The sequence below is a fragment of the Amycolatopsis sp. VC5-11 genome (assembly GCF_037034185.1).
Taxonomy (GTDB): domain Bacteria; phylum Actinomycetota; class Actinomycetes; order Mycobacteriales; family Pseudonocardiaceae; genus Amycolatopsis; species Amycolatopsis nivea.
In genome coordinates, this window is record NZ_JBAGKF010000008.1 from 268,300 (window position 1) to 283,540 (window position 15,241).

At 70.4% G+C, this 15,241-nt stretch carries 12 protein-coding genes; 8 read left to right on the forward strand and 4 right to left on the reverse strand.

Annotated features, from left to right (window positions below):
• Positions 1–55: 55 nt before the first annotated feature.
• Together WA670_RS24895 and WA670_RS24900 are read right to left on the reverse strand one after the other, a co-directional pair.
• Positions 56–1,000, reverse strand: coding sequence for a LysR substrate-binding domain-containing protein (locus WA670_RS24895; RefSeq protein WP_336159028.1), 945 nt, complete (start codon positions 998–1,000; stop codon positions 56–58).
• Positions 976–1,929, reverse strand: coding sequence for a LysR family transcriptional regulator (locus WA670_RS24900; protein WP_336159029.1), 954 nt, complete (start codon positions 1,927–1,929; stop codon positions 976–978). Before WA670_RS24900 ends, WA670_RS24895 begins: the two co-directional genes overlap by 25 nt.
• 227 nt (positions 1,930–2,156) lie before the next feature.
• Here WA670_RS24900 and WA670_RS24905 point away from each other — a divergent pair, with 227 nt between their 5' ends.
• The 6 genes from WA670_RS24905 to WA670_RS24935 all read left to right on the forward strand — a co-directional run bounded on the left by WA670_RS24905 (position 2,157) and on the right by WA670_RS24935 (position 11,214).
• Positions 2,157–2,840 carry a tRNA-dependent cyclodipeptide synthase gene (locus tag WA670_RS24905; protein WP_134663441.1) on the forward strand — a complete coding sequence of 228 codons (684 nt, stop codon included), beginning with the start codon at positions 2,157–2,159 and terminating at the stop codon, positions 2,838–2,840.
• Positions 2,837–4,519 carry a cytosine permease gene (locus tag WA670_RS24910; RefSeq protein WP_442893126.1) on the forward strand — a complete coding sequence of 561 codons (1,683 nt, stop codon included), beginning with the start codon at positions 2,837–2,839 and terminating at the stop codon, positions 4,517–4,519. Before WA670_RS24905 ends, WA670_RS24910 begins: the two co-directional genes overlap by 4 nt.
• Positions 4,520–4,529: 10 nt before the next feature.
• Positions 4,530–4,994, forward strand: a complete 465-nt coding sequence (locus WA670_RS24920; protein ID WP_037818633.1) for a thioredoxin family protein — start codon at positions 4,530–4,532, stop codon at positions 4,992–4,994.
• Positions 4,995–5,055: 61 nt separating this feature from the next.
• On the forward strand, positions 5,056–6,225 hold the full coding sequence (locus WA670_RS24925; RefSeq protein WP_336159030.1) for a S8 family peptidase: 1,170 nt from the start codon (positions 5,056–5,058) through the stop codon (positions 6,223–6,225).
• 359 nt (positions 6,226–6,584) lie between these two features.
• Positions 6,585–7,739, forward strand: a complete 1,155-nt coding sequence (locus WA670_RS24930; RefSeq protein WP_336159031.1) for an MFS transporter — start codon at positions 6,585–6,587, stop codon at positions 7,737–7,739.
• 175 nt (positions 7,740–7,914) lie between these two features.
• Complete coding sequence (locus tag WA670_RS24935) at positions 7,915–11,214, forward strand: protease pro-enzyme activation domain-containing protein (RefSeq protein ID WP_336159032.1); 3,300 nt, start codon at positions 7,915–7,917, stop codon at positions 11,212–11,214.
• Positions 11,215–11,259: 45 nt separating this feature from the next.
• On the opposite strand, the gene WA670_RS24940 is transcribed toward WA670_RS24935, so the two are convergent.
• Both WA670_RS24940 and WA670_RS24945 read right to left on the reverse strand, forming a co-directional pair.
• A complete protein-coding gene (locus WA670_RS24940) occupies positions 11,260–12,177 on the reverse strand; it encodes an XRE family transcriptional regulator (protein WP_336159033.1) in 918 nt (305 codons plus the stop codon).
• 83 nt (positions 12,178–12,260) lie between these two features.
• Positions 12,261–13,322, reverse strand: a complete 1,062-nt coding sequence (locus WA670_RS24945; protein ID WP_336159034.1) for a TetR/AcrR family transcriptional regulator — start codon at positions 13,320–13,322, stop codon at positions 12,261–12,263.
• 52 nt (positions 13,323–13,374) lie between these two features.
• Here WA670_RS24945 and WA670_RS24950 point away from each other — a divergent pair, with 52 nt between their 5' ends.
• Both WA670_RS24950 and WA670_RS24955 read left to right on the forward strand, forming a co-directional pair.
• On the forward strand, positions 13,375–14,556 hold the full coding sequence (locus tag WA670_RS24950) for a cytochrome P450 (protein WP_336159035.1): 1,182 nt from the start codon (positions 13,375–13,377) through the stop codon (positions 14,554–14,556).
• Positions 14,557–14,644: 88 nt separating this feature from the next.
• On the forward strand, positions 14,645–15,238 hold the full coding sequence (locus WA670_RS24955) for an HdeD family acid-resistance protein (RefSeq protein ID WP_336159036.1): 594 nt from the start codon (positions 14,645–14,647) through the stop codon (positions 15,236–15,238).
• The last annotated feature ends 3 nt before the right edge of the window (positions 15,239–15,241 follow it).

A 15,241-nucleotide genomic window follows, 5' to 3' on the forward strand; every position in this document is an offset into this window, starting at 1 on the left:
GTTCTGAAGTCCGTGAAGGACTCCTTGAGGGAATCTGATTCCCTCAAGGAGTCCTTCACGGACGGCTATGGAGCAGTGCGCGAAGGTGTTCGGCGTGCGCGCGCGTCATCGCCGCCCGGACGCGAGGGAGGCACCCGGCGAGCAGTCCGTGGTCCGTCCAGGCGAGCACCAGGGTCGAATTCGTGGCCGCGCAATGCAGCGGCCGGTATGAGGTGTCCGGCATCGGTCTCGTCGGCGGCGCTGTCACGGTCAGGATTCCGGCCCCGTAACCGAGACACAGCACTGCCCATTCGCTGTCCGCGTAGCAAAGCCGCGGATCAGCACCGGCGTCGGCGAAGGCCGCGAGCAGTGCCTGCGTACGCGGTTGCACGGTCTGGTCAAGGAGAACGCAGCGCTGGCGGGACAGCGCGGCCGGGGTGAGCGAGTCCGGGACGCCGAGCGGATGTCCGAGCGGAATGCCGACCACCAGCGGTTCCGTGGCCACCGAAACCCATCCGAGAGGGCGTTCCCGCACGGCGTCCTGGCGCAGCAGGCCGAGGTCCAGTTCCTCGCGCAGCAGCGCTTCCGCCAGCTCCGCAGCCGATTCGGCGGTCCGGATCACCAGCCCGGCATCGGGATTGCGCACCCCCACCTCGCGGATCAGCCGCGGCAGCACGGGTGTCGGCACCGAGCCGATCCGGATCTGCGCGACGGGGCGCTCCAGCCCGGCGCGGGCGGCGGTCAGCATCCGGTCGAACTGCGGCACCACCGCCGAGGCGTGTTCGAGGAGGAGTTCGCCGGTCTCGGTGAACAGCTTCCCGGCCGGTTCCGCGGCCAGCAGCGCGCTGCCGATCATCCGTTCCAGCCGCCGGATCCGCAGGGTGAGCTTGGCCGGGGTGGTTCCGAGCACGGCCGCGGCGGCCGCCACGCTGCCCGCCTCGGCGACCGCGACCAGCAGCTTCAGCTGCCGCAGCTCGAGGTCGGCACCGGAACGGATCAGCTGGTCCGGGCGGTCAGCCACGGCAGTTCCCCCGGAATCGCGCGCGGGCCGTCGAAGCCGCCCTTGTGGTCGTGATAGGCGTCGAGGATCAACCCGGCGAGCAGGCTGACCCGCGCGGCGACCGGACTGTCCTCCCGGTACAGCAGGAAATGGCTGGTCCGCGCCCGCAGTCCGGGAACCGGCCGGTGCACCACTCCCGGGGCGAGCGGGCGGGAGGCCTGGACAAGCGTGACGTCGCCCTGGTAGCGGACGATCTCGTCGCGCGGGCCGGAGACCGGCACGTAGTGGGCGATCACCGGGGCGAAGCCGTACGGGCCGCACACCCGGGCGAGGAACTCGCGGCAGCGGTCCGGCCCGGTCGAGGAGATCCACCGCTCGTGTTCCAGCTCGGCCAGGTCCACCTCGTGCCGGGCGGCGAGCGGATGCCAGTCCGGGAGCATCATCAGCAGCGGGTCCTCGGCGAGGTCGATCCGGCCGGTGTTCGGGGGCAGCGGCACCGCGCACTGTTCGGACAGGACGGCGAGGTCGAGTTCGCCGCGGCCGAACCAGCCGAGCATCTCCGCGGTCGACTCGGCGGTCCGGATCTCCGCCCGGTCGCCGAGCCCGGTCGTCTCCAGCGCGCGGAGCAGCGGGCCGGACAGGACGGTTTCCGACCAGCCGACCCGCAACGCGCTTTCGCGCTGGGCGCAGTGCTGCGCGAGGGCCGGGCCGATCCGGGCGGTGCGCGCCAGGATCCCGTCCGCGTAGTCGAGGATCAGCTGCCCGAACGGCGTGGGCCGCACCCCGGCGCGGGCGCGTTCGAACAGCGCCCGGCCGAGCAGTTCCTCGATCCTGCGCAGTTCGCGGCTGAGGGCGGGTTGCGGCAGCACCAGTTCGGTGGCCGCGCGGTTGAGGCTGCCCGCTTTCGCGATCGCCTGGAGGTGGCGCAAATGCTTGAGTTCCAACTCCACGAAAGTTCACGATATGACGCCCGCCGGCGCGAGTGCACCGGCGAAAGTGTGGCAATCGCCCGACCAAAGTAGGAAATCCTCTTTCCGAACCGCCGGCCTCGCCGTCCCGCGACGGCATAACCGGCAGGCATTACCCGCGCCGCCCGGATCCCGGCACAGTGATCCGCACCAGTCCCGCCCCGCCGGGAGAAACGCGGAATCGAGACGAGAAAAGGTGGAGGATTTCCATGTTCGACGCGACTCCGCTGTCTTCCGGCTGCGCCCGCCTGTATCCGGACGTCCGGCACGCCTGTGTCGGAGTGAGCCCGTTCAACGGCTATTTCACCGCGGACCGGCTGACCCGGCTCGCCGCGTGGACCGCGGAGCACTTCGCCGAGTTCTGCTTTTTCGTCCCGGACGAGGTCACCGCCTACACGCTCGAAGCGCTCGGATACCCGCCGGCCAGGGCGAAACAGAAAGCGCACCGGCAGTCCTGCCACGTGCACAACAAGATCGCCGCCGCACTGCGCGCGCTGGACGTGCCCGACCCGGAGAGCCGGATCCTCGGCATGGCCCGGCTGCGCGAACTGCCCGCCTATCGGCGGCTGCTGGCGGCGGCGGAAAACCACTTCGAAACCGACAGCGCATTCCGGTCCGCCTGCTACGGCGCTTCCACCTGGGTGCTGCAGGGCCGGACCGGAAACGTGCCGGACGAGGGCGCGCTGCGGCTCGCGGTGCGCTACTTCCTCGCCGAACTCCCGTTGTTCGCCGGTTCCGGGCTGATCACCGGAAATCCGCGGTCGATGTTCGTCTACCACCAGCGGGTGCCGTTTCTGCGGAAGTTCTTCGACCGGGAATTCGCGTTCCGGCCCGAGCCGGGCCAGGGTTTCCTGGTCGTCGCCGAAGCCGCGCTGGAAGCGACCGGCCGATGAGCGACCGCCACGACGACTATTCGCTGACCCGCGTCCCGGACGCCGCCCGCCGGTCCTGGCCCTCGGTCGCGGTGCAGCGGTTCGGGCAGGTGTCCTCGTTCCAGCAGTTCATCGTCGGCGCGCTGCTGGGCTACGGCATGACGTTCTGGAACGCGGTGCTGGCCATCACGATCGGTTCGGTGCTGCTGGAGGTCATCACCGTGCTGCTCGGCATCGCCGGGGTGCGGGAAGGACTGTCCACCTCGGTGCTGGCCCGCTGGGCCGGGTTCGGCCGGAAGGGGTCCGCGCTGGTCGGCCTGCTGGTGGCGGTCAGCCTCGCGGGCTGGTTCGGCGTGCAGAACGGGGTGTTCGCGCACGGGATGCACGCGCTCGGCGGCGCGGTGCCGGAATGGGGCTGGGCGCTGGTCGGCGGAGCGGCGATCACCGTGATCACCGTCTACGGCTTCCGCCTGATGGCCTGGACCGCCTACCTGACCGTGCCCGCTTTCCTGCTGCTGGCCGGGTATTCGGTGCTCGACGCACTGCACACGCACTCGCTGGCGGACTTGGTTTCCGCTCCCCCGCCGGGACCGCCGCTGTCGCTCGGCGCGGCGACCACGCTGGTGTCCGGGGCGTTCATCCTCGGCGCGCTGATGACCCCGGACATGACGCGGTTCAACCGCACCCGCGCCGACGTCGTCAAGCAGACCGTGCTCAGCGTGACGCTCGGCGAGTACCTGATCGGGCTGATCGGCGTGCTGCTCGCGCACGCCGCCGCGACCTCGGACGTCGTCGGCATCGTCACCTCCTCCTCGGGGCTGCTCGGCACCCTGGTGCTGGCCACCGCGATCCTCAAGATCAACGACTGGAACCTGTACTCCTCCTCGCTCGGCCTGGTCAACGTCGTCGACGTGCTGTTCGACCGGAAGGTCGGCCGGGTGCGCGTGGTCCTGGTGCTCGGGGTGTTCGGCACGGCGGCGTCCGCGCTCGGGATCGCCGACCACTTCGCCGGGTTCCTGACCGCGGTCGGCGTGCTCGCCCCGCCGGTCGCCGGGGTGCTCATCGCGGAGTACTTCGTGCTTCGCCGATGCCGTCGGGTTTTCGCCGCCCTGCGCCGGGGACAAGCGGTCGCCGGGCGCGACTGGGAGCTCGCGGCGCTGGTCAGCTGGGCGCTCGGGACGGCTTTCGCGCTCGTCTTCGATTTCGGGATTCCCACGATCAACTCGGTGGTCGTGGCGTTCGTCAGTCACCTCGCGGCGGGCCTGCTTGCCCGCCGCCGGAACCCGGGAGGAACCGGCATGCTGCCGCTGATCGGCCGCGAAGAGCTGAAAACCGCGATGGACGAGGGCACGGTGATCGTCGTCGACACCATGCCGCCCGACTACTACGCCCGCGAACACCTTCCCGGCGCCCGCAACATCCCGGGCTTCCCCTACGAGCAGGCCGCGGCGTTCACCGACGAGCACGCGCCGCGGGTGGTCCCGGACAAGGACGCGGCGATCGTCGTCTACTGCGCCAACACCCCTTGCCGCAACAGCGAATTCGTCGGCGCCCGGCTGCTCGAGCTCGGATACGCGGACGTCCGCAAGTACCGCGAAGGAATCGAAGACTGGGTCGGCGCCGGTCATCCCACCGAAACCGGCCCCGCCCCCGAAGCCCCGGCGCGTCCGGCGCCGGTGCCCGTCACCCACCCCGAATAGAGGAGAGAACATGGGAACGAGAATCCGGATGTTCGCGGCCGTCGCGGCGATGACGGCGGGAGTCCTCGGCGGCGCCGCGGCGACGCCGGCGAGCGCCGCCCCGGCGTCCTACGTTTCGCTGGCCCCGCAGGACGAGACCGTCGTCGACGTCACCTCGGCCAACTACGACCAGGTGATGGAGATGTCCAAGACCAAGCCGGTCGTGCTGGACTTCTACGCCAGCTGGTGCGGTCCCTGCCAGAAGATGGCCCCGTACCTGGAGAAATACCACACGGCCGACGGCGGCAAGTGGATCTGGGCGAAGGTGGACCTGAGCGAGCAGGGCCAGAACAAGGACATCGCCGACAAGTACGGCATCGAGTACATCCCCACGCTGATCGACATCTCCGCCGGACAGGAGAAGGGCAGCCGGGTGGTCGGCTTCGACGAGGGCAGCGGCCCGGACGACCTGCGCACCTGGCTGAACAACCTCTGACCGCGCCCGCCTCCGCCGGGATTCCCCGGGATCCCGGCGGAGGCTCCCCGAAGGGACGACCATGAAACGCACCCCGAAAGCCGTCGTGCTGGCGGCCCTGCTCTCGGTCGCGGCCGGCGTGCTGCCGGCGGCGGCCTCCGCCGCGCCGGACGACACCGCGGTGTACATCGTGCGGCTCAAGCCGATGGACAAAGACAAGGACAAGGTCACCGCCGCCGCGAACGCGCTGATCGCCAAGTACGGCGGCACGCTGCGCCGGGTCTACTACTCGGTGTCGCAGGCGTTTTCGCTTTCCGCGACCCGGGAACAGCACGACAAGTACCTCACCGACGCCGCGGTCACCACGGTCGGGGACAACCAGGTCTACACCGCGGCCGGGACCCAGGACGACCCGCCTTCGTGGGGACAGGACCGGATCGACCAGGCGGACCTCCCGCTCGACGGCAGCTACACCTACCCGAACACCGCGGCCAACGTGCACGTGTACGTGCTCGACACCGGGGTGCGCACGACCCACCACGACTTCGGCGGACGCGCCCACGCCGCGTACGACGCGGTCGACCCCGACGCGGACCAGAGCGGAACGGACTGCAACGGCCACGGCACCCAGGTCGCGGCCGCCATCGCGGGCCGCCGTTACGGTGTCGCGAAAGAGGCTTCGGTCGAATCGGTGCGCACCCTCGGCTGCGACGGCACGGGCACGTCCGAGGAGATTCTGTCCGCTTTGGACTGGGTGAACCTCAACGCACAGCGCCCGGCCGTGCTGAACCTCAGCTTCGCCGGCCCCAGCGGCACGGTCCTCGACATCCAGCTTTACAAGATGACCCAGAACGGCCTCGCCTACACCGTCGCCGCGGGCAACGGCACCGGCGGCGCCGGAGTGAACGCCTGCGACATCACGCCTGCCCGGCAGACCACCGGGATCACCGTGGGCGCCACCGATCAGGCCGACCACCGGGTGCCGTCCTCGAACTTCGGCAGCTGCGTGGACCTTTACGCGCCCGGCAAGGACATTCCGACGGCGGGCAACACCGGCGATTGCGCGTCGAGCGTGGTTTCCGGCACGTCGATCGCCTCCGCGGAAGCGGCGGGGGTGGCGGCGATGTTCCTGTCCGCGCATCCGGACGCGACGCCGGACCAGGTGCTCAAGGGCATGACCGACGCGGCGACGAAGGACAAGGTCGTCGATCCGGGCGAGGGATCGCACAACCTGCTGCTGCACACGACGTAACCGCGCGCGGCCGGGCGCGTCGCCGCGACGCCACGCCCCCCACCATGGACGTCGCGGCACCGCCCGGCCGCTCCCCCGAAGGCCGCGCCCACAGCGCATAGCCGACTCGGCCGCCACAGTCCCCGGCCCCAGCCCCGGAAGCGCCCCACAGTGCGTAACCGGCTCAGCCGCCGCAATCCCCAGTCCCAGCCCCGCACCTCGCAAACCCGAGCACCCCGCAGCGCATAACCGACCCGGCCGCCACACTCCCCGGCCTCAACCCCGCACCACGCAACCCCGCACCGCATAACCAGCCGAGCCATCAAGCTCCCGCCCCGCACAACCGACGCGGCCGACCGCCACGACCCCAAGGACCCGCCATGGACGTCACCGCGCCGCCCGCCCGCACCGCGCTTCCCCTGCCCGCTCTGCTGGCCTTGGCCGCGTCGGTGTTCCTCGGCTGCCTGACCGAGATCGTCCCGGCCGGGATCCTGCTCCCGGCCGCGGCCGATCTCGGCGTGTCCCCGGCCGCCGCGGGGCAGCTGGTCACCGTGTACGCGATCACCACCGCCCTCACCGCGCTGCCGTTGACCGCGGCGTCGGCCCGGATGCCCCGCCGGAAACTCCTGCTCCTGCTCGTCGCCGGGTTCGTCGCGACCAACCTGGCGATCGCGCTGTCCCCGTGGTTCGCGCTGGTGCTCGTGGCGCGCGTGGCTTCAGGAGCGCTCACCGGAATCCTGTGGTCCCTCGTGGCGAACTACGCCATGCGGCTCGTCCCCGCGGAACGGGCCGGTCGCGCGCTCGCCGTCGCGATGGCGGGCACCCCGGTCGCTTTCGCGTTCGGGGTCCCGGCCGGGGCCGCGCTCGGCGAACTCGTCGGCTGGCGCTGGGTGTTCGCCGGGATGGCCCTCGTCGCGGTGCCGCTGCTGTGGTGGATCGTGGCGGTGGTTCCGCCGCTGTCCGGCGAGGAACCGGGGGCCCGGGCAAGTCTCCGCGCCGTGCTGCGCACGCCAGGACTGCGCCCGCTGTTGCTGCTGGTGATTGCGTTTTCGTTGGCGCACAACATGTTCTACACCTATCTCGGACCATTCTACGCCGCTCGCGGGCATCTCCCGTTGTTGAGCGCCGGGCTGTTGCTGTTCGGCACCGCGACGGTGGCCGGGCTGTGGCTGGTCGGACTCGCCCTCGACCGGCATCCCCGCGCGGTGCTCACGTGCTGCGCCGCCGTCACCGCCTGTTGTTTCGGCATACTGGTCTTCGGCGGCCGCGAACCGGGACTGCTGCTCGTCGCGTGTGCGTTGTGGGGCTTGGCTTTCGGCGGCGCGCCAACGTCGTTCCAAGCGGTCACCGCGGTACTCGCCAGCTGTCGGGCCGACATCGCGCAGTCGCTGACCATCGCCAGCTGGAACGGCGCGGTCGCCGGTGGCGCGCTGACCGGCGGAGTTCTGCTCGGCACAGGCGCGCTGCCCTGGACCGCCATCGCATTGATGGTCGTGCCGGTTTTCCTTTCCCGTTTCGTTCTCCCGACACGGTGAACCAGCTCGCCATTCTGTGGAAAACTGTTTCACCTCACCCCTTCTGACCAGGGAAAACGTCGTCGTTCAGAATGATCGTTGAACGTCGTCGAACGTTCAGCGAGCACGATTCGCAGACCGCCACCGCGGCTAGCCTTGGCCGGCTGTTTCTTCTCCGCTTCGCTTTGGAGGAATCGTGCTCCCTCGTTCCCTGTGGGCGAGACCGGCCGCCGCGGCAGCCGGTCTCGTCCTGACGGCCGCCCTGGCGATACCGGGTTCGGCCGCCGCCCAAGAGCCCCGGACGCCGCTGGCGCCCACCGGCTCCGCACCGGCCGGCGCACAACGGCTCGGCGCCACCGATCCCGGCCGGGAGATCCCGATCGCGCTGTCGCTGCGGCCGCACGACGAAGCCGGGCTCGCCCAGTTCGTCGCCTCGGTCAGCGATCCGCGTTCGCCGGACTACCGGCATTTCCTTTCCAGCGCGGACTATTCGGCCCGCTACGCGCCGCGAGAGTCCGATGTGGACGCTGCCAAGGCGTACCTGGAGAAACAGAGCCTGCGGGTCACTGACGTCTCGGCCAACCGCCAGGTGGTCGACGCGGTCGGGACCGTCGGACAGGTCGAGGCAGCGTTCGGCACCCGGCTCGGCGACTACGCCGACTCCGCCGGAAAGCATTTCTACGCCAGGGAATCCGCGCCGAGCGTGCCGTCCTCGGTCGCGAAGATCGTGCGCACGGTGACCGGTCTGACCAACCGGCCGATCGCGCACCGCGCCTCCGCTCCAGCCGGTCCCGGCGGCCCGGGCGGCGGCTACACCCCCGCCCAGTTCCGCACCGCCTACAGCATGAAGCAGCTCTCCGGCTCCTACGACGGATCCGGGCAGACGGTCGGGCTGATCGAGTTCGACTCGTTCAAGCAATCCGACATCGACGCCTGGACGAATTACTTCAAGCAGCCCTCGGTCAAGCCCCAGGTGGTTCCGGTGGACGGCGGGGTTTCCCAGCCGGGCAGCGGACAGCTCGAGGTGACGCTGGACATCCAGGCGGTCGCGGCCACCGCGCCCGGCGCGAGCCAGATCGTGTACGAAGCGCCCAACAGCGACAAAGCCTGGGTCGACGAGATGGCGAAAATCGCGAGCGACAACGCGATCACGATCCTGTCGGGCTCGTGGCTGCTCGGCGAGAAGTGCGAGTCCGACCCGATCGCCGCCTCGCACGATTCCTACTCCCAAATGGTCGCCCAGGGCGTCACGCTGCTGTCGGCCTCCGGGGACTGGGGAGCCACCGGCTGCGGCTACAACGGCGACAACTCCACCGTGCAGGCCGACTACCCGGCCAGCGACCCGCTGTTCACCGGCGTCGGCGGCACGCAGCTGCGGACGAGCGACAGCGCGGGCACTTACCAGTCGGAATCGTGCTGGAACCAGGGCGGCACCGGCAACACCCGCTCCGGCGGCGGGTATTCGGCGGTCTACAGCAAGCCGGATTGGCAGCCGGGCAGCAGCAAATACCGTTCGGTGCCCGACGTCGCGCTCGACGCCGACTACGGAGCCGGCGCGCTTTCGGTGTACATGAACGGCGGCTGGCAGGACGTCGGCGGGACGAGCCTGTCCTCCCCGTTGTGGGCCGGATATCTCGCGATGGTCAACCAGAAAGCGAAAAGCGCGGGCAAGAGCAACCTCGGTGCCATCAACCCGACGGTGTACTCGATCGCGCAGTCCTCGCAGTACTCCTCGGCCTTCCACGACGTCGTCTCCGGCAACAACGGCACCTACGACGCGGGCACCGGCTACGACCTGTGCACCGGCTGGGGTTCCATGCAGGGCGACACCCTGGCGGACCCGCTGATCAACGGCGCGACACCGCCCGCGGCCAACGACTTCTCCCTCGCCGCGGACCCGGCCTCGCTCAGCGTCGACCCGGGCAAGTCGGCGACCACGAAGATCACCACCAAGGTCGTCAAGGGGAGCGCACAAAGCATCGCGTTGTCGGCGAGCGGGCTCCCAGCCGGTGTCACAGCAACATTCGACCCGTCTTCGGTAACCGCAGGCGGCGCCTCCACCCTCACGCTCGCGGCGTCGGCGTCGGCCTCGCCAGGGCAGACAACCGTGACAGTGACCGGAAAAGCCACGGACGCCACGCACACGACCCCGGTCACGCTCACCGTCAACGGCTCCGGCCAAGGCGATTTCTCACTCAGCGTCGACCCGGCTTCGGCGTCGGTCAACGCCGGGCAATCCGCCACCGCCACCGTCTCGACGACCGCGGTGAACGGTGCCGCGCCGTCGGCGAGCCCGAGCGTGATCAACGGGCAGACGACCACCGTCGCCAAGTACCCGTTCATCATTTCCGAACACCGCACCGGCGGGGTGCGCCCGCAGGAGCAGTCCTGCACCGGCAGCGTGGTCGCCAAACGGGCGGTGCTGATCGCGGCTCACTGCAAGTTCGCCGACGGCGACCCGAAGTACCTCATCTACGGACGGGACGACCTGAACGACACGAGCAAGGGCACCCGGATCGAGATCGCGGAATTCCGGATCCACCCGGACTACAGCCCGCAAAGCGACCAGGGCTGGCGCAACGGCAACGACGTCGCGATCATCTTCACCAAGACCGACATCCCCGTTCCGGCGGGCATGACCTACCCGAAGATCGCGTCCTCCGCCGACAATCTGCCGCTCGGCACCCAAGGCACGGCCATCGGCTACGGCAAGACCGACGCCAACGACGCCACCAAGAACACCAAGCTGCGCGAGGTCGTACTGCCCACAGTGGACGGTTCGAACTGCAGCACCATCGATTCGTCAGTGTTCAAGCCGGAGTACATGTTCTGCGACGGCTACGGCGACGGCAGCAAGGGCCTGTGCCAAGGCGATTCGGGCGGGCCGTACTACTACAACGGCAAGATCTACGGCGTCTTCTCCTGGCTGCGCACCGACTGTGCGTCCTACAACGCGCACGGAAAGCTGTGGGGCTCGATGGGCGACTGGGCCAACCAGCAGATCGGCACCACGCCTCCGTCCGGCGGCGACATCGCGTTGTCGGCCAGCGGATTGCCCTCCGGGGCGAGCGCGACGTTCGATCCGGCGTCAGTCAACGCGGGCGGTTCGGCGAAGCTGACGATCGCCACCAGCGCCTCCACCCCGCAGGGGACGTACAAGGTGACGATCACCGGCAAGAACACCACGGCGAGCCACGACACCACGTTCACGCTCACTGTGCAGGGCGGTTCGTCCGGTCCGGTCACCGTGGCCGACCCGGGCTTCCAGGCGGTGCCGCACGGTTCGCCGGTGCACCTGGCGATGCGCGCCTCCGGCGGCACCGGCAGCTACTCCTGGAGCGCCGCCGGACTGCCCTCGGGGCTGACCATCGACCGCGCCACCGGCGTGATCTCCGGAAACCCGCAGACCACCTCGGGTCTGCTGAACTCGACGATCACCGCCACCGACACGTCAGGCACGGCGGGGAAGGTGCAGGTCCCCTGGTTCGTCTACTGACCAGGTGAGCAGGGGCTTGACCGGCGGTTCCCGGAAAACCGCCGGTCAAGCCCATTCCCAGGACAGGCCCGCGATGCCCGGCCGGACGTCGGTCAGCACCAGGTGCGCGGTCCGGGAGGCCCCGATCCACAGCGGCGGACCGGGCCGCCGCGGCGCCTGCACGCTGTTCTGGCGGAACGGCACGCAGGTGGCGGGCGGGGCGCCGGCGAACTCCGCCTGCAGCAGGTACTGCCGCACCGGGCGGGTGAACCGGTGGTGGTAGAAGGTCAGTTCCGGGCCGGGCGGATAGACCGCGGTGTACTCGAGCACGCTGCGCTCGCCCGTCGCGAGCCGCTGGTCCAGCAGCAGTTCGCAGACCGTCGCCCCGGCTTCGGCGTCGACCCGGACCCGGCCGGGTCGGCAGTACCGGACCTCGGCGGGCAGCGCCGGGGCGGACTGCTCGGCCCACAGGAACACCACGCACCGGTCGACCCGGTCGGCCATCGCCTCCACGACCAGCCGGGTGTGCACCCGGGTCAGCCGCCGGTGCTCGTCCACCCGCAGGTGCTCGTGCACGTCGAGGCGGCGCACCAGGCTGTCCGGCGGCAGGTCCAGCTCCGCCAGCAGCGGCCGGTGGCCCGGCCACAGCCGTTTGCGGTCGATGGCCCCCGGTTCCGCCGCCGCTCCCCTGCCCCGCGGCCGGGGCGGGCCGAGCAGCGCGACCAGCGATTCCGGCGGAAGCCCGAGCACCGCCTCCAGCGCCTGCACCGCGCGCAGCGATTCGGCCCGTTCCGGACGGCTGCGGCCGTGGCGCCAATAGCTCAGCGCCGCCCGGCTGACCCGCACTCCCCGTCCGGCGAGCCGCTGCCGGACCTGTTCGAGACTGAGCCCTCGGATGTTCAGCGCGTGGTCGAGGACCTGCGCGAACGTGCCGTGCCGCAGCAGGCTGCGCAACTGCCGGTCCACCGGAGCGATTTCGGCCATCGCCGCCCCCTTCGGCCGATCTTCGCTCCACTATCTGCCGCGATGCCTGCCCTGTCCACCGACGTCGGAAGGGTTTGCGCGGCTTACTGGGTTTCCGCGGGGACGATGCTCGTCGCGGCGGCGTGGCAGGCGCCGAAGCCCTCCGCGCGCAGCACAATCTGTCCATTGTGGACCCGGATCGCGGTCTCGGTCGCGTCGCTGACCGCCGAGACCCCGGCCGCGGCGGCCACCGCGCCGGTCTCGTCGACGAGCACGCGCACGTCCGGCCACGCCGATCCCGGACACGACCGCTTCAGCAGACCGCGCAGATCCGCCAGCACCAGATTGGTCAGCGGCACCAGCTCTCCCGGCTGACCCGTCACCACGACCAGCGTGACATTCTTGGCCGCACGCAAGGCTTCTTCCACCGCGGACAGCCGGTGCAGCCCGATCACCGCGACCACTCCGTCGCCGTCGATGCGGACCGAACGCTCGCGCAGGGCGTCGAAAACCTCCGGCGGAGCCCAGGTTTCCCCGACTGCTTTCGCTTGCGGCACGATCGGCGGCTCCGGCCAGGTGTCGGCAAGTCCCAGCGCGGGCAACGCTTCGCACGCGCGCACGACGTTGAACGGCTCCCCGAAACCGGGTGCCGCGGCTGCGAGCTGACTCGCCCCGTGCAACATCGTCAGCGCCGCTTCCGCCACCCGCACCAGCCGTCCGGACGACGGCGAAAGGCGCTCCAGCACCAGGCCGAGCACGATCGCGTCGAACCGCAGCAACTGGGCGTACGGCCGGTGGGTGAGTTCGTCGGCGAGGATTTCCGGGAGCAGGTCGACGCCGAGACGCGCGTCCGGATCGGTGGCCAACGGCAGCCGCGCGACCCACGCGCGGGCGAACGCGCCGAGCGCCTCGGCGGGGGTCAGGCCCGGGTCCGGTTCAGGCGGCTGGGCGGCGAACCGTTCCGCTTCGGCGGCGAGCACGGCGAAGTAGAGCGCGCGTTTGCCGGGAAAGTTGGAGTAGACCGCGCCGCGGGTCAGCTCGGCGCGCTCGGCGATCACGTCGATCTTGGCGTCGCGGAAGCCGCGCTCGGTGAACTCCTCGCGGGCGGCGGCCAGCACTTTCGCCCGGTTGCGCTCCTGCGTCTGCGCCCTGGTCAGCCGCGCCATCGTGAGTCCTCCCGGTCCGCTTCCTTGCCAAGATACCGTCACCATTCATATGATGAGATCATCTGAACTCACCATCTGGAGGCCGTCCTTGTCCCCCGCGCTCCCCGTTCCCGAGCTCGACCTGACCGATCCGGCCGTCACGAGCGACCCGTTCACCGCCTACGGAGCCGCCCGGGAGCAGGGCCCGCTGGCCAAGCTCACCGGCCCCGGCTTCCCGCCGATGTGGGTCCTGACGCGGCACGCCGAAGCCCGCGCGATGCTCACCGACCAGCGGTTCGCCTTGAGCGAGGCCAGCTATCAGCGTCCGGACGTCCCCGAGCACTGCCGCCCCTACCTGCGGACCATGCAGGAGATGGAAGGCGCCGAACACGCCCGGCTGCGCCGTCTCGCCACGCCCGCGTTCGCCGCCCGCCGCGCGCTGGATTTCCGCCCGGAGATCGAGAAGATCGTCGCCCGCTACCTCGACGCATTGCCCGCGGACGGCCCCGTCGACCTGCTCGCCGAGTTCGCCTGGCCGCTGCCGATGGAGGTCATCTGCGCGCTGGTCGGCGTGCCGGAAGCCGAACGGCCGCGCTGGCACGAATACGGCGCGGCGGTCGTGCAGGTGTCCGGCGAGGGATTCGCCGCCGCCGTGCCCGGGATCATCGACAGCTCGCGGACGCTGGTCTCGCGTCCGGACAGCGCGATGCTGGCGCATCTGACGAGTGCGGGCCTGACCGAAACGGAAGCCGTCGCGCTGGTCTGGCAGCTCGTGCTGGCCGGGCAGACCCCGGCGAATTTCATCGCCAACGCGGTGGAAACCCTGCTGTCGCACCCGGATCAGCTCGAAGTGCTGCGCCGGGAACCGGAGCTGTGGCCGGGCGCGGTCGAAGAATTGATGCGCTGGTGCGGTTCGCAGCTGCTGACGATTCCCCGGCGGACGACCGAAGACCTGGAATTGCACGGCGTGCAGATCCGCCAGGGCGAGCCGGTGACCGCGTCGATCGCGGCGGCGAACCGGGACCCGCGCGTCTTCGCCGACCCGGACCGCTTCGACGTCCGCCGCTCGGCAGGCGCACACCTCGGTTTCGCGCACGGGCCGCATTTCTGCCTCGGCGCGTCGTTCGCGAGGGTGCAGGCGGAGGTGGCGCTGACCGCGCTGCTGGACCGGTTCGCCGGGTTGCGTGTCCTCGAGGCGAAGCGGGTACCCGACCCGGGGACGTGGCGGCTCGCCGGATTGACCGTCGCCTGGTAGCGCCCTCGATCGGGTGAGGTCCCGGCGGTGCTGCCCTGGTCCGGCTACCGTTTTGCCAGGTCAGCACCACACCCCCGGGAGGCCCTCGATGTCCACGCCCATTCCGCCCGTCCTCGGCTTCGCGGTGCTCGACCCGCGGCGCGCGTGGCCGCTCGTGCTCACGCGCGGGATCCTGGGCGTCCTGTTCGGCGTGCTGGCGCTGGTGTGGCCGGGGATCACCGTGCTGGCGCTGGCTTTCCTGTTCGGGATCTACGTGCTGATCGACGCGGCCGGCGCGATCGTGCAGGCGTTCCGGCCGGGCGACGGCGCGCACCGGATCGCGTATGCGGTGCTCGGCGTGGTGGGCCTGGTCGTCGGCATCATGACGCTCGTGTGGCCCGGGGGAACCGTGCTGGTGCTGGCGACGCTCGTCGGGGCGTGGGCGGTGGCCACCGGGATCATGGAAATCGTCGCCGCGATCCGCTTGCGCACGCAGATCTCCGGCGAGGCGTTCCTGATCGCGGCGGGCGCGCTTTCGGTCATCGCCGGGGTGCTCGTGCTGTTCCACCCGATCGCGGGCGCGTTCGGCGTCGCGCTGCTGATCGGGATTTACGCGGTGATTTACGGGGTAACCCTGGTGGTCCTGTCGTTCCGGCTGCGCTCGCTGGCGAAATCCGCCGATCCGGCGGAACAGCCTCGGTAGGGC

Excerpts from the sequence above, each read along its gene's own strand:
- WA670_RS24905 (WP_134663441.1), top strand. The coding sequence starts at position 2,157 with ATGTTCGACGCGACTCCGCTGTCTTCCGGCTGCGCCCGCCTGTATCCG.
- WA670_RS24910 (WP_442893126.1), top strand. The coding sequence starts at position 2,837 with ATGAGCGACCGCCACGACGACTATTCGCTGACCCGCGTCCCGGACGCC.
- WA670_RS24920 (WP_037818633.1), top strand. The coding sequence starts at position 4,530 with ATGGGAACGAGAATCCGGATGTTCGCGGCCGTCGCGGCGATGACGGCG.
- WA670_RS24925 (WP_336159030.1), top strand. The coding sequence starts at position 5,056 with ATGAAACGCACCCCGAAAGCCGTCGTGCTGGCGGCCCTGCTCTCGGTC.
- WA670_RS24930 (WP_336159031.1), top strand. The coding sequence starts at position 6,585 with ATGGACGTCACCGCGCCGCCCGCCCGCACCGCGCTTCCCCTGCCCGCT.
- WA670_RS24940 (WP_336159033.1), bottom strand. The coding sequence starts at position 12,177 with ATGGCCGAAATCGCTCCGGTGGACCGGCAGTTGCGCAGCCTGCTGCGG.
- WA670_RS24945 (WP_336159034.1), bottom strand. The coding sequence starts at position 13,322 with ATGGCGCGGCTGACCAGGGCGCAGACGCAGGAGCGCAACCGGGCGAAA.
- WA670_RS24950 (WP_336159035.1), top strand. The coding sequence starts at position 13,375 with ATGAGATCATCTGAACTCACCATCTGGAGGCCGTCCTTGTCCCCCGCG.
- WA670_RS24955 (WP_336159036.1), top strand. The coding sequence starts at position 14,645 with ATGTCCACGCCCATTCCGCCCGTCCTCGGCTTCGCGGTGCTCGACCCG.